Annotated in this window: 17 protein-coding genes; 12 read left to right on the forward strand and 5 right to left on the reverse strand. The window is 74.6% G+C overall.

The window, feature by feature from the left end:
* Positions 1–30: 30 nt before the first annotated feature.
* The 5 genes from OU787_RS27815 to OU787_RS27835 all read left to right on the forward strand — a co-directional run bounded on the left by OU787_RS27815 (position 31) and on the right by OU787_RS27835 (position 5,875).
* A complete protein-coding gene (locus OU787_RS27815) occupies positions 31–1,440 on the forward strand; it encodes a M1 family metallopeptidase (RefSeq protein WP_268660999.1) in 1,410 nt (469 codons plus the stop codon).
* Positions 1,437–2,843: a dihydrolipoyl dehydrogenase gene (gene lpdA, locus OU787_RS27820; RefSeq protein WP_030461364.1), complete on the forward strand. Its 1,407-nt coding sequence runs from the start codon at positions 1,437–1,439 to the stop codon at positions 2,841–2,843. Before OU787_RS27815 ends, lpdA begins: the two co-directional genes overlap by 4 nt.
* Positions 2,844–2,948: 105 nt before the next feature.
* The gene (locus OU787_RS27825) at positions 2,949–4,301 is read left to right on the forward strand and encodes a DUF2252 domain-containing protein (protein WP_030461365.1); all 1,353 of its coding nucleotides are present in this window, start codon (positions 2,949–2,951) and stop codon (positions 4,299–4,301) included.
* 79 nt (positions 4,302–4,380) lie between these two features.
* On the forward strand, positions 4,381–4,575 hold the full coding sequence (locus tag OU787_RS27830) for a hypothetical protein (protein WP_035955946.1): 195 nt from the start codon (positions 4,381–4,383) through the stop codon (positions 4,573–4,575).
* A 190-nt stretch (positions 4,576–4,765) separates the two neighbouring features.
* Entirely contained in the window at positions 4,766–5,875 is a 1,110-nt protein-coding gene (locus tag OU787_RS27835) for a PRC and DUF2382 domain-containing protein (protein WP_268661000.1), read from the forward strand.
* A 52-nt stretch (positions 5,876–5,927) separates the two neighbouring features.
* Here OU787_RS27835 and OU787_RS27840 read toward each other — a convergent pair whose 3' ends face one another.
* Together OU787_RS27840 and OU787_RS27845 are read right to left on the reverse strand one after the other, a co-directional pair.
* Entirely contained in the window at positions 5,928–7,244 is a 1,317-nt protein-coding gene (locus tag OU787_RS27840; RefSeq protein WP_030461367.1) for an NAD(P)/FAD-dependent oxidoreductase, read from the reverse strand.
* A gap of 39 nt (positions 7,245–7,283) precedes the next feature.
* Complete coding sequence (locus tag OU787_RS27845) at positions 7,284–9,773, reverse strand: ATP-dependent Clp protease ATP-binding subunit (RefSeq protein ID WP_268661001.1); 2,490 nt, start codon at positions 9,771–9,773, stop codon at positions 7,284–7,286.
* A gap of 235 nt (positions 9,774–10,008) precedes the next feature.
* Here OU787_RS27845 and OU787_RS27850 point away from each other — a divergent pair, with 235 nt between their 5' ends.
* From OU787_RS27850 to OU787_RS27870, 5 genes are all read left to right on the forward strand, one after another.
* Positions 10,009–10,947, forward strand: a complete 939-nt coding sequence (locus OU787_RS27850) for a polysaccharide deacetylase family protein (protein ID WP_268661002.1) — start codon at positions 10,009–10,011, stop codon at positions 10,945–10,947.
* A gap of 191 nt (positions 10,948–11,138) precedes the next feature.
* Positions 11,139–12,020, forward strand: coding sequence for a GNAT family N-acetyltransferase (locus OU787_RS34915; RefSeq protein ID WP_442788571.1), 882 nt, complete (start codon positions 11,139–11,141; stop codon positions 12,018–12,020).
* 119 nt (positions 12,021–12,139) lie between these two features.
* On the forward strand, positions 12,140–12,697 hold the full coding sequence (locus tag OU787_RS27860) for a TetR/AcrR family transcriptional regulator (RefSeq protein WP_051817167.1): 558 nt from the start codon (positions 12,140–12,142) through the stop codon (positions 12,695–12,697).
* On the forward strand, positions 12,694–13,587 hold the full coding sequence (locus OU787_RS27865) for an aldo/keto reductase (RefSeq protein WP_268661004.1): 894 nt from the start codon (positions 12,694–12,696) through the stop codon (positions 13,585–13,587). Before OU787_RS27860 ends, OU787_RS27865 begins: the two co-directional genes overlap by 4 nt.
* 55 nt (positions 13,588–13,642) lie before the next feature.
* Positions 13,643–14,662, forward strand: a complete 1,020-nt coding sequence (locus OU787_RS27870; protein ID WP_268661005.1) for an NADPH:quinone reductase — start codon at positions 13,643–13,645, stop codon at positions 14,660–14,662.
* 57 nt (positions 14,663–14,719) lie between these two features.
* Here OU787_RS27870 and OU787_RS27875 read toward each other — a convergent pair whose 3' ends face one another.
* Positions 14,720–15,142, reverse strand: coding sequence for a YchJ family protein (locus OU787_RS27875; protein ID WP_035955949.1), 423 nt, complete (start codon positions 15,140–15,142; stop codon positions 14,720–14,722).
* Between the two features lie 167 nt (positions 15,143–15,309).
* On the opposite strand from OU787_RS27875, the gene OU787_RS27880 reads away from it, so the two are divergent.
* Entirely contained in the window at positions 15,310–15,804 is a 495-nt protein-coding gene (locus tag OU787_RS27880) for a hypothetical protein (RefSeq protein WP_268661006.1), read from the forward strand.
* Positions 15,805–15,822: 18 nt separating this feature from the next.
* Here the strand turns inward: OU787_RS27880 and OU787_RS27885 are convergent, their stop codons facing one another.
* A complete protein-coding gene (locus OU787_RS27885; RefSeq protein WP_030461376.1) occupies positions 15,823–16,215 on the reverse strand; it encodes an RNA-binding S4 domain-containing protein in 393 nt (130 codons plus the stop codon).
* A gap of 96 nt (positions 16,216–16,311) precedes the next feature.
* Between OU787_RS27885 and OU787_RS27890 the strand changes: the two genes are divergently transcribed.
* Entirely contained in the window at positions 16,312–18,318 is a 2,007-nt protein-coding gene (locus OU787_RS27890) for an NADPH-dependent 2,4-dienoyl-CoA reductase (RefSeq protein ID WP_030461377.1), read from the forward strand.
* A gap of 70 nt (positions 18,319–18,388) precedes the next feature.
* On the opposite strand, the gene OU787_RS27895 is transcribed toward OU787_RS27890, so the two are convergent.
* Positions 18,389–19,264 carry a S1 family peptidase gene (locus tag OU787_RS27895; RefSeq protein ID WP_268661007.1) on the reverse strand — a complete coding sequence of 292 codons (876 nt, stop codon included), beginning with the start codon at positions 19,262–19,264 and terminating at the stop codon, positions 18,389–18,391.
* Positions 19,265–19,463: the final 199 nt, after the last annotated feature.

A 19,463-nucleotide genomic window follows, 5' to 3' on the forward strand; every position in this document is an offset into this window, starting at 1 on the left:
TCCGCCCCCGCGCCAGGAGGAACCCCACCGGTGAGCCCCAAGCAGGCCCCCGCCGCCGACCCGTACTTCCCCCGGCACGGGGACCCGCGCTACCGCGCCCACCGCTACGAGATCGCCCTCGACTACCGGCCGGGCCCCAACCGGCTGGCCGCCTCCGCCCGGATCGCCGCCATCGCCGGGCCCGAGCCGCTGCGCGAGTTCACCCTCGACCTCGCCGACTTCCGGATCGGCAAGGTGCTGGTCGACGGCCGGCCCGCGCACTACGCCCACCGGGACGGCAAGCTGCGGATCAAGCCCGCCAAGGCCCCCGCCGCCGGGGCGGTGTTCACCTGCGAGGTGCACTGGTCCGGCAACCCGCGCCCGGTCCGCAGCCCCTGGGGCGGCCTCGGCTTCGAGGAGATCACCGACGGCGCGCTGGTCGCCTCCCAGCCCACCGGCGCCCCGTCCTGGTTCCCCTGCAACGACCGCCCCGCCGACAAGGCCGCCTACCAGCTGACCGTCACCACCGCGACCCCCTACGCCGTGGTCACCGGCGGCCGGCTGCTCAGCCGCACCACCCGCTCCTCCGCCACCACCTGGGTGTACGAGCAGCCCGCGCCCACCGCGCCCTACCTGGTCGGACTGGCGATCGCCCCGCTGCGCCAGGTCCCGCTGACCGAGCGGGCCCCCGGCACCGTCCCGCAGAGCGGCTGGGTGCCGCAGCCGCTGACCGCCCGGTTCGAGCACGACTTCGCCCGGCAGCCGCAGATGATGCGCCTGTTCGAGGAGCTGTTCGGCCCGTACCCGTTCGACGGGTACACCGTCGCCGTGGTCGACGAGGACCTGGACGTGCCGGTCGAGGCGCAGGGCATGGCCACCTTCGGCCGCAACCACGTCGACGGGCGGCGCGGCTGGGAACGCCTGGTCGCGCACGAGCTGGCCCACCAGTGGTTCGGCAACAGCGTCACCGTCGCCGACTGGCGGCACATCTGGCTCAACGAGGGCCTGGCCAAGTACGCCGAGTGGCTGTGGTCCGAGCGCACCGGCGGCCCCACCGCCCAGCGCAGGGCCGCCGACGCCCACCTCCAGCTGCGCGGCCTGCCGCAGGACCTGGCGATCGGCGACCCCGGCAAGCGACACATGTTCGACGACCGGGTCTACGAGCGCGGCGGCCTGACCGTGCACGCGCTGCGCTGCGCCCTCGGCGACACCGAGTTCTTCCGGCTGCTGCGCGACTGGGCCACCGCCTACCGGCACGCCGTCGTCACCACCGCCGACTTCGCCGCACACGCCGCCCGCTACACCGACCGCCCGCTCGGCCCGCTGCTCGACGCCTGGCTGCACCGGGGCGCGCTGCCCGACCTGCCGGTGCCGGAGCCTTCTCCCGCGCCCCGGCCTGGTGTACTGGGAGGCACGGGCCGCGAGGCCGTCCGTCGCTTCCTGAAGGATCGAGGCACATGAGCACGCACTACGACGTGGTCGTCCTGGGCGCCGGCCCCGGCGGCTACACCGCCGCCGTCCGCTCCGCCCAGCTCGGCCTGCGCACCGCCGTGATCGAGGGCAAGTACTGGGGCGGCGTCTGCCTCAACGTCGGCTGCATCCCCTCGAAGGCCCTGCTGCGCAACGCCGAGCTCGCGCACACCGTGCTGAACGAGGCCGGGCTGTACGGCATCGAGGTCGACGGCAAGGTGTCCTTCGACTACGGCAAGGCGTTCAGCCGCTCCCGGCAGGTCGCCGACGGCCGGGTCAAGGGCGTCCACTACCTGATGAAGAAGAACGGCATCACCGAGTACGACGGCTGGGGCACCTTCGTCGACGACCACACGCTGCAGGTCAAGCTCGCCTCGGGCGGCTTCGAGATGGTCACCTTCGACCACTGCGTCGTCGCGGCCGGCGCCACCACCCGGCTGCTGCCCGGCACTTCGCTCAGCGAACGGGTCGTCACCTACGAGGAGCAGATCCTCACCGAGCAGCTGCCGGAGTCGATCGTCATCGCGGGCGCCGGCGCGATCGGCGTCGAGTTCGCGTACGTGCTGCACAACTACGGCGTGAAGGTCACCATCGTCGAGTTCCTGGACCGGATGGTGCCGCTGGAGGACGCCGAGGTGTCCGCCGAACTCGCCAAGCAGTACCGCAAGTTGGGCATCCAGGTGCTCACCTCCACCCGGGTCGACACGATCGACGACTCCGACCCGAACAAGCCGGTGAAGGTCACCGTCACCCGGGACGGCAAGCAGGAGGTGCTGGAGGCCGACAAGGTGCTCCAGGCGATCGGCTTCGTGCCGCGGGTGCAGGGCTACGGCCTGGAGAACACCGGCGTGCAGCTCACCGAGCGCGGCGCGATCGCCGTGGACGGGCGGGGCCGCACCAGCGTCGAGCACATCTTCGCGATCGGCGACGTCACCGCGAAGCTGATGCTCGCGCACGCCGCCGAGGCGATGGCCGTGATCGCCGCCGAGACCATCGCCGGGGCCGAGACCATGGAGATCGACTTCGTGATGGTCCCGCGCGCCACCTACTGCCAGCCGCAGGTCGCCAGCTTCGGGTACACCGAGGCGCAGGCCCGGGAGAAGGGGTACGCGGTCAAGGTCGCCAAGTTCCCGTTCACCGCGAACGGCAAGGCGCACGGCATCGGGCACCCGGTCGGCTTCGTCAAGGTGATCTGCGACGAGACCCACGGCGAGCTGCTCGGCGCCCACCTGATCGGCCCCGAGGTCACCGAGCTGCTGCCGGAACTGACGCTGGCCCAGCAGTGGGACCTCACGGTGCACGAGGTCGGCCGCAACGTGCACGCCCACCCGACGCTGGGCGAGGCCGTCAAGGAGGCCGTCCACGGCCTGGCCGGGCACATGATCAACATGTAGTGCGGCCCTTCGGGTGAGCGACCGCCGCCCCGGTGCCCGCCGCTGGTACGGCGGCGCACCGGGGCGGTACGTCTTCCGGCCCCGACGCCGTGAGGAGCCCGCCCGATGGACACCCCCGCCCCCTACCTGACCGTCGCGGAACGCACCGAGGTGGGCCGCGCCGCCCGCAAGCGCGCCCCGCGCTCCACCGCCGGGCACTGGCGGCCCGCCGCCGACCGCCCCGACCCGCTCGCGGTGCTGCGCGCCCAGGCGGAGAGCCGCCTCCCCGACCTGGTGCCGATCCGCAACGGCCGGATGGCCGCCTCCCCGTTCGCCTTCCTGCGCGGCGCGGCCGCCGTGATGGCCGGCGACCTCGCCACCGCCCCCGACAGCGGCCTGACCGTCCAGCTCTGCGGGGACGCCCACCTGGTCAACTTCGGGCTGTTCGCCTCGCCCGAACGCGCCCTGCTGTTCGACCTGAACGACTTCGACGAGACGCTGCCCGGCCCGTTCGAGTGGGACGTCCAGCGCCTCGCCGCCAGCCTGGCCGTGGCCGCGCAGGAGAACGGCGAGAGCCCGGAGAGCGCCCACCGGGTGGTGCTGGAGGCCGTCCGCGCCTACCGGGAGCGGATCCGGCAGCTGGCCGGGCTCGGCGAACTCCCGGTCTGGTACCGGCGGATCGACGCCGACGAGCTGCTCACCAGCCTCAAGGGCAAGCCCCGGCAGCGCATCGCCGCCGACCTCGCCGCCGCCCGCCGCCGCGACAGCCTCCAGGCCGCCGGAAAGCTCACCGAGACCACCGCGAGCGGACGCCGCCGCTTCAAGGACCAGCCCCCGCTGATCGAGCACGTCGGCTTCGACACCGACGAGGTCCGCTCGCTGCTCGCCGACTACCGGGCCACCCTCCCCGAGGAGCGCGGCCGGCTGCTCGACCGCTACCGGTACGTCGACACCGCCCGCAAGGTGGTCGGCGTCGGCAGCGTCGGCACCCGCTGCTTCGTCGTCCTGCTCCAGGGCCGGGACGCCGACGACCCGCTGGTGCTGCAGGTCAAGGAGGCCCAGGCGTCCGTCCTGGAGCCCTACGCCGGGCCCAGCCGGTACGACCACCACGGGCAGCGGGTGGTCGCCGGGCAGCGGCTCACCCAGGCCGCGAGCGACATCTTCCTCGGCTGGATGACCGGCCCCGCCGGACGCCACTTCTACTGGCGCCAGCTGCGCGACATGAAGGGCTCCGCCGAGGTCGGCGAGATGACCACCCGCGGCCTGCGCGCCTACGCGGCCCTGTGCGGCGCCGCCCTGGCCCGGGCCCACGCCCGCTCCGGCGACCGGATCGCCATCGCCGCCTACCTGGGCCGCACCGACACCTTCGACCGGGCGGTCGCCGCCTTCGCCCACCACTACGCGGGGCTCAACACCGCCGACCACGCCCGCCTCGCCGCCGCCATCGCCGCCGGCGAGGTGCAGTCCGAGGACGCCTGACCCGCCCCCCGTTTGCGCCCCGCCCCGCCCCGGGGGGTGATGGAGGCAGCGAACATCCGCACCACTGCCGGAGGCAACCGTGACCCACCACAAGTCGAACAAGGCGGTCGAGGGCGACCCGGACACCGGCCACGGCGGCGGCCTGCCGCGGCGGCCCGACGAGAGCGAACTGGAGGAGCGCACCGAGGAGGACCGCGCGGAGGTCGGCCTGGACCCGGACCCCGAGGGCGAAGGCGACGGGGACGGCGACGGGGACGGGGACGGCGCGGTGTAGCCCGTTCTCCTGTGTGCACGTCACATGGCGTCCCCGGTGTGGCATATGCCGATCCGGGGACGCAGCGTGAGCGGATCCGTCGAGTTCGGCCGATCTCCGTCACGGTGGGTGAATGTCTCCCCGGAGGGCGTTTCAGTCCGGCTGAGCTGGCCACGCGCCCCAGTGCCGGAATGTGAAGGAGGCGTGAGCAATGATCACCGAACAACAGATCCGTTCCATGCTGCACCACCCTGTCCACGACGCCCAGGGCAACAAGATCGGCAAGGCCGACCACCTCTTCCTCGACGACGCCACCGGCAAGCCCGAGTGGGTCAGCGTGAAGACCGGATGGTTCGGTTCGAGTGAGTCGTTCGTCCCGGTCCGGGAGGCCCACGTGATCGACGGGCACCTCCAGGTGCCCTACGACAAGGACAAGGTCAAGGACGCGCCGAACGTGGACGTGGACAGCGGCGGACACCTGTCCGAGCAGGAGGAGCGCCGGCTGTACCGCCACTACGGCATCGCCTGGGACGACGCCTGGAAGGCCGCCAACCAGCCCGGTGAGGGCGGCTGGGCCCACCGGGAGGGCGGAACGGGCACCGCGGCGGGCGCGGCCGGAGCGGCTGGTGCCGCCGGGGCGGCGGGCGCCGCGGGTGCGGCCGGAACGTCGCGGACCAGGCCGATGACGGGCGGTTCCGCCGGTACCGGCCCCTCCGACATCGGGGCCGCCGGAACCACCGGCACGGTCGGGACCGCCGGCATGGCCGGGACCGCCGGCCTGGCGGGTACGGCCGGAGCCGCCGGCGCCACGGCGGGCGGCCGGCAGGGCGCCCGCACCGGCTCCGCGGCCGCCGCGCCCGGCCCCGCCGTCCGGGGCACCGGCCGGCCGGAGCGGGGCGACGACGCGATGACCCGCTCGGAGGAGCGGATGCACGTCGGCATCGAACGGTACGAGACCGGGCACGCCCGGCTGCGCAAGTACGTCGTCACGGAGGAGGAGCAGCAGACCGTGCCGGTGCGGCACGAGGAGGTCCGGGTCGAGCGCGAGCCGATCACCGAGGCGAACCGGCACGAGGCGCTGTCCGGCGAGCCGATCTCGGAGGCCGAGTACGACGTGACCCTGCACGGGGAGCGTCCGGTCGTGCGCACCGAGGCCGTCCCGGTGGAGCGGGTGCGGCTGGTGACCGAGGAGCACGTCGAGGAGCGGACCGTCACCGGCGAGGTGCGCAAGGAGCGCATCGAAGCCGAACTGCCGGAGGGCAAGGCGAAGTTGCCGCCGAACACCGGCAAGGACACCCCCGGCCAGGGGCGCCACCGGTGACACCGCCCCGCGGGGCCCGGCCCTCCGGCCGGGCCCCGCGGGCGGGGGCGGGTCAGGCCGGGCGGTAGACGTCGGTGTGCTCGAAGTCGGGCAGGGTGGCCGGGCGGCCGTGCTGGAAGCCGGTGCTGACGAAGTCGCTGCCGGTGGTGGCGTTCAGCGCCCAGTTGACCAGCACCCGGGTGCGGGCCGTGACGGTCGGCAGCGCCATCAGGTGGTAGCCGCGGGCCACCGCCTGCCCCGGGAGGCCGCTCAGCTCCACGCCCAGCGGCCGGGAGACCGCGTAGCCGCCGCCCAGGTCCACCACCAGCCCCAGGTCGCGGTGGAAGTACGGCCGCATCGCGGTGCCCCGCAGCCGCGCGGCCACGTTGAAGGCCACCGCCTTGCCCTGGCGCTGCGAGTGCTGCGCGGTGGGCGGGGTGATGCTGCCGTCCGCCTTGGCGAGGTCCGGGACGGCGGCGGCGTCCCCGACCGCGAACACGCCGTCCGCGCCGGGCACGGTCAGTTCCGCGGTGGTCGCCAGCCGGCCCCGCACCAGGTCGGTGTCGACGGTGTGCACCAGCGGGCTGGCCGCCACGCCGGCCGTCCACACCAGGGTCCGGGTGCGCAGCGTCCGGCCGTCGGTGAGCTCGACCGTCCGGGGGGTCACCCGGGTCACGCTGGTGTTCAGGCTGAACTCGAGGCCGCGGCCGCGCAGCACCGCCATCGCGGCCGCGCCGAGCCGCTCGCCGATCTCCGGCAGCAGCCGCGGCGCGATGTCCACCAGGTGCCAGCTGAGCAGGGCCGGGTCCACGTGCGGGAAGCGCCGGATCGCCTCCCGGGTGAGCAGTTCCAGGCAGGCGGCCGTCTCGGTGCCCGCGTAGCCCCCGCCCACCACCACGAAGCACAGGCGCTCGGCCCGCTCCTCGGGGTCGTTGGTGACCGCGGCCGCGTTCAGCTGGCCGATCACGTGGTCGCGCAGGTACGCGGCCTGGGCGAGGGTCTTCATCCCGAGCGCGTGCTCGGTGACGCCCGGGATGTCGAACAGCCGGGTGGTGCTGCCCGCGGCCAGCACCAGGTGGTCGTAGCCGATCTCCCACTCGGCGCCCTCGACGGTGCGCACGGTCACCTGCCGCCGCCGGGTGTCCACCCCCAGGGCGAACCCCGGCACGTAGCGGGTGCGGCGCAGCCGCCGCCGCAGTGACACCGCCACCGACTGCGGGGTGACGACGCCCGCCGCCACGTGCGGCAGCAGCGGCAGGTAGAGCTGGTAGTCGTGCGGGGAGACCACCACCAGCTCCGCCTCCTCGGGCTTGAGCGTCCGCTCCAGCCGGTGCAGGCACTCCACACCGGCGAAGCCGGCGCCGATGACGAGGACGCGGGGACGGGGCATGGGCACGCTCCGGGCCGGTGGTGGGGGAGAAGGGGCTGGTCAGGAGGGGTTCGGGCGACCGATCGAGCAGATCAGCTCGCCGTCCTCGGCGTCCGCGACGATGGTGTCGCCCGGGCGCAGGTCGCCGCCGAGCAGCATGGTGGCGAGGCGGTTGTCGAGCTGGGTCTGGATGGTGCGGCGCAGCGGGCGGGCGCCGAACTCGGGCTGGTGGCCCTTGCCGACCAGCCAGTCCTTGGCGGCGGCGGTGACCTCCAGCTCCATCCCCTGGGCCTTCACCCGGCGCTCGGAGTTGGCGAGCATCAGGTCGACGATCCGCAGCAGGTCGTCGGCGTCCAGCGCGTCGAAGACGATGATGTCGTCGATCCGGTTGAGGAACTCGGGCAGGAAGCGCCCGCGCAGCTCCTCCATCAGCCGGTCGCGGATCTCCTCGGTCTCGCCCTTGTGGCTCAGGATCAGCTGCGAGCCGATGTTGGAGGTCATGATCACCACGGTGTTGCGGAAGTCGACGGTGCGGCCCTGCGCGTCGGTCAGCCGCCCGTCGTCGAGGACCTGCAGCAGCGCGTTGAAGACGTCCGGGTGGGCCTTCTCGACCTCGTCGAACAGCAGCACGCTGTACGGGCGGCGGCGGACCGCCTCGGTGAGCTGCCCGGCCTCGTCGTAGCCGACGTAGCCGGGCGGGGCGCCGACCAGGCGGGAGACGGTGTGCTTCTCCTGGAACTCGCTCATGTCGAAGCGGACCAGCCGGTCCTCGTCACCGAAGATCAACTCGGCCAGGGCCTTGGCGAGTTCGGTCTTGCCGACGCCGGTCGGGCCGAGGAACAGGAAGGAGCCGACCGGGCGGTTCGGGTCGGCCATGCCGGCCCGGCTGCGGCGGACCGCCTCGGAGACCGCGACCACCGCCTTGTCCTGGCCGATCACCCGGGCGTGCAGCTCGTCCTCCAGCTTGAGCAGCCGGGCCTTCTCGTCCTCGGTGAGCTGGGAGACCGGGATGCCGGTCTGCCGGGAGAGCACGTCGGCGACGTCGTCGACGGTCACCGAGACCACGCCCTCGCGGCGCTCCTCGATCTCGGCGCTCTGCGCCTCCAGGTCGGCGATCCGGGTCTTCAGCTCGGAGGCGCGGGAGAAGTCCTCGGCGGCCACCGCCTCGTCCTTCTCGCGGCGCAGCTTGGCGAGTTCGTCCTCGCGGCCGATCACCTCGGTGGAGCGGCCCAGGCCGCGCAGCCGGACCCGGGCGCCGGCCTGGTCGATCAGGTCGATCGCCTTGTCCGGCAGGAAGCGGTCGGAGACGTACCGGTCGGAGAGGTCGGCGGCGGCGCGCAGCGCCTCGTCGGTGAAGCGGACCTGGTGGTGGGCCTCGTAGGAGTCGCGCAGGCCCTCCAGGATCTGCACGGTCTCCTCGACCGAGGGCTCGGGGATCAGCACCGGCTGGAAGCGGCGCTCCAGCGCCGGGTCCTTCTCGATGTGCTTGCGGTACTCGTCGATGGTGGTGGCGCCGATGACGTGCAGCTCGCCGCGGGCCAGCGCGGGCTTGAGCATGTTGCCGGCGTCCATCGCGCCCTCGCCGCCGGCGCCCGCGCCGACCACGGTGTGCAGCTCGTCGATGAACAGGACGGTGGAGTCGGCGGCCTCGCGGACCTCGTCGATGACGTTCTTCAGCCGCTCCTCGAACTCGCCGCGGTACTTGGAGCCCGCGACCAGCCCGGACAGGTCGAGCGAGACCACCCGCCGGTCCTTCAGGGTGGCGGGGACGTCGCCGGAGACGATCCGCTGGGCCAGGCCCTCGACGATCGCGGTCTTGCCGACGCCGGGCTCGCCGATCAGCACCGGGTTGTTCTTGGAGCGGCGGGAGAGGATCTCGACGGTCTGCTCGATCTCCTCGGCCCGGCCGACCACCGGGTCCAGCCTGCCGAGCTTGGCGTCCTCGGTGAGGTCGCGGCCGTACTCGTCCAGGGTCGGGGTCCGGCTCTCGGCCTTGGCCTGGCCGCGTTCGCCCCGGGCGGCGGCCTCGGCGCCGCGCTGGAGGCGGGAGGCGTCGGCGCCCTGCGCGCCGAGCAGGCGGCCGGCCGCCGAGTCGGGGTCGTCCAGCAGGGCGGCCAGGACGTGCTCGGGGCCGATGTAGGAGACGCCGGCGGCCTGCGAGCGGGCGTGCGCGCCGATCAGCACGCGCTTGGCGGCCGGGGTGAGGCCGGGGTCGACGGACGGGTCGGCCGCGCCGGCCGGCAGGCTGCGCTCGATCGTGGCGGCCAGCTTGTCCGGGTCGGCGCCGGCCTGGGCGAGCAGGCCGCGGGACGGGTCGACCTGGGTGGCGGCCCACAGCAGGTGCGGGGTGTCCAGGTCGGTGCTGCCGTCCTCCTGGGCGCGCAGCTCGGCGCGGGCGATCAGGTCGCGGGCGGACTCGGTGAGCAGCCGTCCGATCGGGACGCGCTGGACGGCGGGCGGGGAGGCGGCCGGGTTGAGGCCGAAGAAGCGGTTGAGCAGCTCCGAGAAGGCGTCGTCGGAGCCGAAGGAGCCGAAGCCGGGCATGGTCATCGTGCGGGCACTCCCATGGGCGGGCGGGCAGCGGTCCCCCCGAACTATGCCAATGCGTGATATCAGCCGCTAAGCGGTGTGATCCGGACAGGTGGTGCCCGCGGCCCGGCGGGCTTCGGAGAATTTGGGACAGCCATTACCCGTTCATGGGACTCTGATGACCTGGAACTCCAGCGGGCACCCCGGGCCGACCGCCCGCGCGGCGCCCGCGTGCGCCACCGGAGGGGGAGCGGCCATGCCGACCACGGACCGTGCCACCGCGCGGCGGCGGCGCAACCTCGACGCCCTGCTGCGGCGCTCCCCGTTCCAGCCGGTGTTCCGGGCCCGCGCCGCCCGCCGCCTCGCCGTCCTCGGCTACCACGGCATCGACGACCCGGTGGCCTTCCGCGCCCAGATGGAGCGCCTGGCCCGCACCGCCCGCCCGGTCGGGCTGGAGGAGGTCGCCCGGGCCGCCGAGCACCGCCGCCCGCTGCCCGCCCGCAGCGTGCTGGTCACCTTCGACGACGGCGACCGCACCGTGCTCACCGAGGCGCTGCCCGTCCTGGCCCGGCTCGGCATCCCCGCCGCCGTCTACGTGATCACCGACCTGATCGACAGCGACCACCCGTACTGGTGGACCGAGGCCGCCCACCTGGTCGCCCACGGCGCCCGGGCCGAACCGCTGCGCGGGCTCGGCCCGACCGCCGCCGTCCGCCGCCTCAAGTCGCTGCCCGACCCCGAACGGCGGCGCGCCCTCGCCGAGTTGCGCGCCACCGCGGCCCGGCAGGCGCCCCGGCAGCGGCAGTTGAGCAGCGCCGAACTGCGCACCCTGGCCGACGCCGGGCTGGCGATCGGCAGCCACACCGCCTCCCACCCCTGCCTGGACCGCTGCACCGACGCCGACCTCGACACCCAACTCGTCCGCGCGCACGACCGGTTGACCGCACTGACCGGCCGCCCGCCGACCTCCTTCGCCTACCCGAACGGCAACTACGACCCGCGCGCCGACCGGGTCCTGCGCACCCTCGGCTACCGCACCGGCTTCCTCTTCGACCACCGGCACGCCGACCTGGCCCCGGCCCACCGGCTGCGGATCAGCCGCCTGCGGGTCAACTCGCACACCGGCCGGGACCGCTTCGACACCATCCTGTCCGGACTGCACCCGGCCGTGCACCGGCTGCGCGGCGGCAGCTGAGCGGCACCGGGACGAGAGAGGAGCGGGGGAGTGCCGGAGATCCGTCGCACGCCCGAACTGGACGGCGAACTCGTGCACGACTGGCGGGAGCTGGTGGCCGAGGACCCGGACGGATCCTGGTTCGCCGGGCCGGACTGGGTGCTCGCCTGGTGGCGGACGCTGGGGGCCGGGCAGGCCGGGGAGATCGCGGTGTGGCGGGGCCCGGACGGGCGGGCCGAGGCGGTGCTGCCGCTCGGGACGGCCCGGCTGCGGGTGCACCGGCGGGTGCCGGTCGAGCTGCCGGTGCTCACCCTGCTCGGGTCCGGGCCCGGGGCCGCCGACCACTGCGGGCCCGCCGTCCGCCCGCACCGGCGGGCCGAGGTGGCCGCCTGGCTGGCCGGGCGGGCCCGGCGCGAGACGCTCTGGCTGCCGAACCTGGACGCCGCGCACGCGGACCTGCCGCCGGCCGGCGCCCGCCCCGTCACCCGGTCCGCCTGCCCGCGCGCCGACCTGGCCGACGGGCCCGACCGGCTCGGCTCGCGGGACTTCCGGGCCGCCAACCGGCGGGCCCGCCGGCGGCTCGCCGCCGCCGGGGTCGACTTCCACTGGCTGCCGCCCGGCAGTGCCGAACCCGCCCTGACGGCCGGGTTGTTGGACGAACTGCTGCGACTGCACCGGCTGCGCCGGAGGCCGCCGCGGGCGGGGCCAGCAGCTTCGGGGCCGACCGGCTGCCGCTGCACCGGCTGCTGGTGCAGGGCGCCGCGCCCGGCCGCGGCCCGGCCTTCCAGCTGGCCCGGTGCCGCGGCGAGGTGGTCGGCGTGCTGTACGGCTTCCGCTGGGCCGACCGGTTCGCCTACTACCAGACCGGTTGGGACCCGCGGTTCGCCGCCGACTCGCTGGGCACCGCACTGGTCGACGCGGCGGTCCGCAACTGCGCGGCCGAGGGCGTGCGCACCTTCGACTTCCTGCGCGGCGCCGAACCGTACAAGTACCGGTTCGGGGCGGTCGACCGCACGGACACCGGCTGGCTGCGGCCGCGCGGCCCGGGCGGGGCGCTGCTCGCCCTCAAGCACCGGCTGGCGGGCGGGGGTTGACGGGAGGGCGGTGGTGCGGTCCGGGCCTGTCCGGGTGAGGTTCCCGGTGCAAAAAGAACGGCGGTTCTGCTAGCGTCTCCCACGTAAGCAGAACAGCCATTCTTTTTGTGGGAGGTGCGGTGCCCCGGCTCACCGACGCGCGCAAGGAACTCCGGCGTACCCAGATCGCCGAGGCCGCCGTGCGCTGCTTCAGCCGCAACGGCCTGGAACGGACCTCGATCGCCGACATCACCGCCGAGTCCGGGCTGTCGGTCGGCTCGATCTACGCGCACTACCGCAACAAGGCCGAACTGGTCCGGGCCGCCGCCCGCGAGATGCTCTCCAGACGGGCCGCGACCATAGGCGAGTACGCCGCGGCCGACGTCCCGCCCGGCCCCGACGAACTGCTCGCCCGGCTGACCGCCGCGATCGACCCCGCCGAGGCCCGGGTCGGCGTGCAGACCTGGAGCGAGGCGACCACCGACCCGGCCGTCCGCGACATCATCGTCGACGCGACCGAGCGGATGCGCACGATGCTGCACGACTGCGTCACGGCCTGGCTCGTCAAGGTCGAGCACCACGAGCCGGACCGGGCGGGCGAGCTCGCCGCGCCGATCGCCCACCGGGTCATGGCGCTCTACCAGGCCGAACTGCTGTACACCGCCCTGCGCACCACGGACGAGGAGACGGCCTCATGACCATCGGGACCGCCCGGTTCGCCACCCGCACCGTCTCCCGGATCGGCTACGGCGCCCTGCAGTTGGAGCGCCTGCACGGCCGCCGCGACGAGGCCGTCGCGCTGCTGCGCCGGGCGGTCGAGCTGGGCGTCGACCACGTGGACACCGCCGAGTTCTACGGCTTCGGGTTCGCCAACGAGGTGATCCGCGAGGCGCTGCGCCCCGAGGACGGCGTCCTGGTCGTCACGAAGGTGGGGGCCGACCCCGACCCGGGCGGGCGCCTGCCGCTGCGCCTGGCGCAGCGGCCCGAGCAGCTGCGCGCCAGCGTCGAGGACAACCTGCGCAGCCTCGGCGCCGACCGGCTGGAGGTCGTCAACCTGCGCCGGCTGGACACCGGCCCCGGACTGCGCCCCGACGGGGACCAGGTCGTCGACCTCGACGACCAGCTCGCGGTGATGACCGCGCTGCGCGACGAGGGCAAGATCGGCGCGATCGGCCTGAGCAGCGTGACCCTCGACGGCCTGCGGCGCGCCCTGCCCGCCGGCGTCGTCTGCGTGCAGAACGCCTACAGCCTCGTCTCCCGCGAGGACGAGGACCTGCTGCGGCTGTGCACGGCCGAGGACATCGCCTGGGTGCCGTTCTTCCCCCTCGGCGGGTCCTTCCCCGGCCTGCCCAAGGCGACCGACGAGCCGGCGGTGCACGCCGTGGCCGAGTCCCTGGGCGTCACGCCGTCCCAGGTCGGCCTCGCCTGGCTGCTGCACCACGCCCCGAACGTCCTGCTGATCCCCGGCACCGCCGACGCCGCCCACCTGGAGGCCAACCTCGCGGCCGGCGCGATCACCCTCGACGCCGCGGCCCTCGCCGCCCTCGACGGCATCGCGTCCCGCTCCAACGACGTGCCCATCGGCTGACCGGAACCGACCCGGCCGCCCCCTGCCCCGCTGGACCAGCTCCCCAGGACGGATCATGAAAGCCATCGTCTACCGCGACACCGGTACCCCCGACGTCCTCCGGCTCGTCGACCGCGACCGGCCCGAGCCCGGCCCGGGCGAGGTCCGGGTGCGCATCGCCGTCTCCGGGGTCAACCCGACCGACTGGCAGGCCCGTTCCGGCCTCGGCCACCCCAAGCGCTTCGCCGAGGTCACTCCGCACCTCGACGGGGCCGGCACGGTCGACGCCGTCGGCGAGGGCGTCGACCGCGGCCGGGTCGGCCAGCGGGTCTGGCTGTTCCTGGCCGCCGCCGGGCGCCCCACCGGGACCGCCGCCGAGTTCACCGTCGTGCCCGCCGAACAGGCCGTGCCGCTGCCCGACGGGGCCGGGTTCGACCTCGGCGCCGCGCTCGGCGTCCCCGCGCTGACCGCGCACCGCGCGCTCACCGTCGCCGAGGACGGGCCGGACCGGCTGCGGCCCGGGGCGCTGGAGGGGAAGGTGGTGCTCGCCGCGGGCGGGGCCGGAGCGGTCGGGCACGCGGTGATCCAGCTCGCCCGATGGGCCGGCGCCACCGTGGTCGGCACGGTCAGCAGCCCGGCGAAGGCCCGGCTGGCCACCGCTGCCGGGGCCCACCACGTGGTCGACTACCGCCGGGGCGACCCGGCCGCCGAGATCCGCCGGATCGCCCCGCAGGGCGTCGACGTTGTCGCGGAAGTGGCCCTGGGCGCGAACCTCGCGCTGGACCTGGCCGTCCTGCGGACCCGCGGCACGATCTCCACCTACGCCAACGACGGCGGCCGGCCGGTCGAGTTGGACGTGCCGCGGACCATGGTGCTGAACGCGCGCCTCCAGTTCCTGGTGCTCTACACGGCCGGACCCCGGGCGCGGGCCGCGGCCGTCGAGGACGTCGCCGCCGCGGTGCGCGACGGCGCCCTGCCGGTCGGCGAGGAGCACGGCCTCCCGCTGGTCCGCTTCCCCCTCGACCGCACCGCCGACGCGCACCGGGCGGTCGAGGGCCGCGCGGTGGGCAAGGTCCTGGTGGACGTCGCCCCCTGACGGCCGGCCGCCCGCCGGATCCCGATCACCGTGCGGGGGAAGGAAGTTGACGGAGCGTCAGGACTTGACGTCGCCGTCCAGGTAGACCCACTCGCCCCGGTGGCGGACGAACCGGCTGTGCTCGTGCAGGGAGCCGGCCCGGCCGCCCTCCCGGTAGTGGGCGCGGAACTCGACGGTGCCCTCGGTGTGGAACGGGCCGCCCTCGCCCGCGCCGAGGATCTCCAGCCGCTCCCAGCGCAGCGCCGGGTCGAAGTCCACCTCGGCGGGCCGGGTGTCCGGGTGCCAGGAGCGCAGCAGGTACGGCTCGTCGCGCACCGCGAAGGCGCTGAACCGGGAGCGCATCAGCTGCTCGGCGCTGCCCGCGGCGGCCTCGCCGCGGTGCAGGCGGCCGCAGCAGTCGGCGTACCGGGCGGGCAGGCCGCACGGGCAGTCGGCGGGGGCGGCGGGGGCGGGGGTGCGTCGGCGGGCCATGGGGTCCATTATCGCGCGCCCGGCACCCCGGCCCGGCGGGGCGGCCGACCGCCTCCGCCCGGTCCCCGCGGCGCGGCGCGGGCATGGGTCCGGGCGGCGCGGGCAGGATGGGCGCGTGCCGCGTCCGGTGCGGCGCCGGGGCGGGAGGACCGTCGGCGAGGGCGAAGGGAACCGCGATGAGCGACCACCACCACAACGTGCTGCTGCTCGGCTTCGACGACCGGGCGCAGTGCCGCCTGGCCTACGAGGACGCGATGCACCTGCCCGGACTCCGGCAGGTCGCGGTGCTGGAGCGCGACGAGCAGGGCATCGTCGACATCCCGGAGAGCCACATCCGCGGCGCGGGCGTCCCCACCGTCGGCTCCGGCCTGGTCGGCGGCCTGGTCGGGCTGCTCGGCGGGCCGATCGGCGTGCTGCTGGGCTTCGCGGCGGGCGCGGCGATCGGCAACGCCGCCGAGCAGGCCGAGATCACCGACGGCGGCGCGGGCCTGATCGTGCTCTCCTCGCGGGTCGGCAACGGCCGGGCGCTGCTGGTGGTCGACCTGGTCGAGCACCAGGCCGAGCCCGCCGACGAACTGGCCGCGAAGTACGGCGCTCCGGTGGAGCGGATCTCCGCCGAGCAGTTCGCCGAGCAGGTGCGGATCGCCAAGGAGAAGGCGGCGGAGGGATGAGGGCGGGGTGACGGGGGCTCAGAAGTACGGGCGGTAGCCGTCCTTGAGCTTGTCGAGGTCGCGCCGCTCGCGCTTGGTCGGGCGCCCGGCGCCGCGGTCGCGCTGGGCGACGGCGGCCGGGCGCTCGGTGCGGGGCGGCGGCGGGGGGCTGTGGTCGACGTAGCAGGTCTCGGCGACGGGGGCGCCGACCCGCTTGGCGATCGGGCGGACCACCTGGACGATCCGCTCCCGGCCCTCGACCCGCACCCGGACGTCGTCGCCCGGCTTGACGTGCTGCGCGGGCTTCGCGGTGGCCCCGTTCACCTTGACGTGCCCGGCCCGGCAGGCCGCGCCCGCCGCCGAGCGGGTCTTGATCAGCCGGATCGCCCAGATCCAGCTGTCGATCCGCACGCTCGCCTCGTCCGTACTCATGGCACGACTGTAGTCCCGCTCACGTTTTTGCAACTAGTTGCACAGCTGGTCCGCCGCGCCCTACCGTTGGGTAACAAATCCTGACCGGAGGCGTCGATGACTGCTGCGTACCCCCACCTGCTGGCCCCGCTCGACCTGGGCTTCACCACCCTGCCGAACCGGGTGGTGATGGGCTCCATGCACGTCGGCCTGGAGGAGGCGGAGCACGGCTTCGAGCGGATGGCGGCCTTCTACGCGGAGCGCGCCCGCGGCGGCGTCGGCCTGATCGTCACCGGCGGCATCGCCCCCAACGAGGCCGGCCGGCCCTGGGGCGGCGGCGCCAAGCTCACCACCGAGGACGAGGCCGCCGAGCACCGCGCCGTCACCGACGCCGTGCACGCCGCGGGCGGGAAGATCGCCCTGCAGATCCTGCACTTCGGCCGGTACGCCTACCACGAGGACCTGGTCGCCCCGTCCGCCCTGCAGGCCCCGATCAGCCCGTACGTCCCGCACGAGCTGACCGCCGAGCAGATCGAGCGGACCATCGAGGACTTCGCGCGCTGCGCCGAACTCGCCCGCTCCGCCGGGTACGACGGCGTGGAGGTGATGGGCTCCGAGGGCTACCTGATCAACGAGTTCACCGCCGCGCAGACCAACCACCGCACCGACGAGTGGGGCGGCTCCTACGAGAACCGGATGCGCTTCCCGGTCGAGATCGTCCGGCGGGTGCGCGAGCGGGTCGGGCCGGACTTCATCCTGATCTACCGGCTGTCCATGCTCGACCTCGTCCCCGGCGGGTCCACCTTCGACGAGGTGGTCCGGCTCGCGCGGGAGGTCGAGGCGGCCGGGGCGACCATCATCAACACCGGCATCGGCTGGCACGAGGCCCGGATCCCCACCATCGCCACCTCGGTGCCGCGCGGCGCCTTCGCCTGGGTGACCAGGAAGCTGATGGGCAAGGTCGGCGTCCCGCTGGTCACCACCAACCGGATCAACACCCCCGACCTGGCGGAGGAACTGCTCGCCACCGGGCACGCCGACCTGGTCTCGCTGGCCCGGCCGATGCTCGCCGACCCCGCCTTCGTCAACAAGGCCGCGGCCGGCACCCCCGAGGCGATCAACACCTGCATCGGCTGCAACCAGGCCTGCCTCGACCACACCTTCAACGCGAAGATCACCTCCTGCCTGGTCAACCCGCGGGCCTGCCACGAGACCGAACTCGTCCTCGCCCCCACCCGCCGGGCCAAGCGGATCGCCGTGGTCGGCGCCGGACCGGCCGGCCTCGCCTTCGCCGTCTCCGCCGCCGACCGTGGCCACCGCGTCACCCTGTTCGACGCCGCGGCCGAGGTCGGCGGGCAGCTGAACGTCGCCCGGCAGGTGCCCGGCAAGCAGGAGTTCGACGAGACGCTGCGCTACTACCGGCACGAACTCGCCCGCACCGGCGTCGAGTTGCGCCTGGGCGCGGTGGTCGGCGCGGACGAGCTGACCGGCTGGGACGAGGTCGTGCTGGCCACCGGCGTCACCCCGCGCACCCCGCAGATCGACGGCGTCGACCACCCCAGCGTGCTCGGCTACCTGGACGTGCTGCGCGACGGCGCGAAGGTCGGCGAGAAGGTCGCGGTGATCGGCGCGGGCGGCATCGGCTTCGACGTCGCCGAGTACCTCACCGACCCGGGCGCGGGCGCCCCCGACTTCCTCGCCCGGTGGGGCGTCGACCGCGAGCACACCGCCCCCGGCGGCCTGGCCGCCCCCGAGCGGCCCGCCGGCCCGCGCCAGGTCTTCCTGCTCCAGCGCAAGGCCGGCAAGGTCGGCGCCGGGCTCGGCAAGACCACCGGCTGGATCCACCGCACCGAACTGCGCCACCGCGGCGTGCTGATGGTCCCCGGCGTCGAGTACCGCCGGATCGACGACGCCGGCCTGCACGTCACCGTCGACGGCCAGGAGCAGGTCCTGCCCGTCGACACCGTGGTGCTGTGCGCCGGGCAGGAGCCGCGCCGCGACCTGCTCGACGCGCTGCGCGAACGCGGCGTCGAACCGCACCTGATCGGCGGCGCCGACGTGGCCGCCGAACTCGACGCCAAGCGCGCCATCGACCAGGGCACCCGGCTGGCCGCGGCGCTCTGAGCGGGCGCGCCGGTGCCCACCGGGGCCGTGGTCGGGGGGCTCCGGTGGGCACCTGTGGGGGCGGGGCGGGTCAGTAGATCGAGACCCCGTAGGCGGAGAGGGCCTCGGTGACGGGCTGGAAGAAGGTGGTGCCGCCGGTGGTGCAGTTGCCGCTGCCGCCGGAGGTCAGGCCGAGGGCCTTGGTGCCGTCGTAGAGCGGGCCGCCGGAGTCGCCGCCCTCGGCGCAGACGGTGGTCTGGATCAGGCCGCTGACGGTGCCGCCGTCGGAGTAGCGGACGGTGGCGTTCAGGGCGGTGACCTTGCCGCTGTGGGTGCCGGTGGTGGAGCCGGTGCGCTTGACCGCCTCGCCGACGTACGCGTTGGCGGCCGTGTAGCCGCCCGGGTGGCTGAGCGAGGTGTTGGTGTAGCGGACCAGGGCGTAGTCGTTGCCGGGGAAGCTGGAGCCGGCGGTGGTGCCGGCCACCGTGCTCTGGCCGGAGTTGGTGTACCAGGTGCTGGCGATGTTGCCGCAGTGGCCGGCGGTCAGGAAGTAGTACGTGCTGCCCTTGACCACGTTGAAGCCCAGCGAGCAGCGGTAGCCGCCGCCGTAGATCGCGGCGCCCGCCGACAGCAGCGGGGTGAAGGCGCCGGAGGTGCGTTCGACCTTGAGCCGGGCGGCGTCCGCCCCGGCGGCCTTGGTGAGCCGGGCGAGCGCGGCCGGGGTGACCGTGCTGTCGGCCGTCACGACCACCCGACCGCTGGCCGGGTCGGTGTGCCAGGCGATGCCGTTGACGCCGCTGAGCTGGACCGAGTCGCTGACCCGGGCCAGGGTGGCGGCGTCGGGCGCCGCGGTGGCGGCCCCGGCGGCGGGCACCGCGAGGGCGGTCGCGGCCGCGAGGGCGGCGGCCACGGCGAGCAGGCGGCCGCCGGCGCGGCGCGGACGGGAAGTGGTGCGCGTGGTCCTCACAGATCTCCTCCTGGGGGAGTGGGAGAGGCCCTGGGGTAGGGGCCGTGAGGCGCGGGCAGGCACGGACCGGGCCGGCCTGATGGGCCGGTTTTGATCTGGTCCTGACAGGCGCTATTCGGGAGTATGCGGACACCCGGCGGAGCCGCGCAAGACCCGGTAAGCGCTTTCCGTGTGGGTGATAGATCGTCAAAGTGACGGC

The organism is Kitasatospora sp. YST-16 (assembly GCF_026802215.1).
Taxonomy (GTDB): Bacteria; Actinomycetota; Actinomycetes; order Streptomycetales; family Streptomycetaceae; genus Kitasatospora; species Kitasatospora cineracea.

Coding starts and splice junctions, on each gene's coding strand:
- lpdA (WP_030461364.1), top strand. CDS start 1,437: ATGAGCACGCACTACGACGTGGTCGTCCTGGGCGCCGGCCCCGGCGGC.
- OU787_RS27825 (WP_030461365.1), top strand. CDS start 2,949: ATGGACACCCCCGCCCCCTACCTGACCGTCGCGGAACGCACCGAGGTG.
- OU787_RS27835 (WP_268661000.1), top strand. CDS start 4,766: ATGATCACCGAACAACAGATCCGTTCCATGCTGCACCACCCTGTCCAC.
- OU787_RS27840 (WP_030461367.1), bottom strand. CDS start 7,244: ATGCCCCGTCCCCGCGTCCTCGTCATCGGCGCCGGCTTCGCCGGTGTG.
- OU787_RS27845 (WP_268661001.1), bottom strand. CDS start 9,773: ATGACCATGCCCGGCTTCGGCTCCTTCGGCTCCGACGACGCCTTCTCG.
- OU787_RS27850 (WP_268661002.1), top strand. CDS start 10,009: ATGCCGACCACGGACCGTGCCACCGCGCGGCGGCGGCGCAACCTCGAC.
- OU787_RS27865 (WP_268661004.1), top strand. CDS start 12,694: ATGACCATCGGGACCGCCCGGTTCGCCACCCGCACCGTCTCCCGGATC.
- OU787_RS27870 (WP_268661005.1), top strand. CDS start 13,643: ATGAAAGCCATCGTCTACCGCGACACCGGTACCCCCGACGTCCTCCGG.
- OU787_RS27875 (WP_035955949.1), bottom strand. CDS start 15,142: ATGGACCCCATGGCCCGCCGACGCACCCCCGCCCCCGCCGCCCCCGCC.
- OU787_RS27880 (WP_268661006.1), top strand. CDS start 15,310: ATGAGCGACCACCACCACAACGTGCTGCTGCTCGGCTTCGACGACCGG.
- OU787_RS27885 (WP_030461376.1), bottom strand. CDS start 16,215: ATGAGTACGGACGAGGCGAGCGTGCGGATCGACAGCTGGATCTGGGCG.
- OU787_RS27890 (WP_030461377.1), top strand. CDS start 16,312: ATGACTGCTGCGTACCCCCACCTGCTGGCCCCGCTCGACCTGGGCTTC.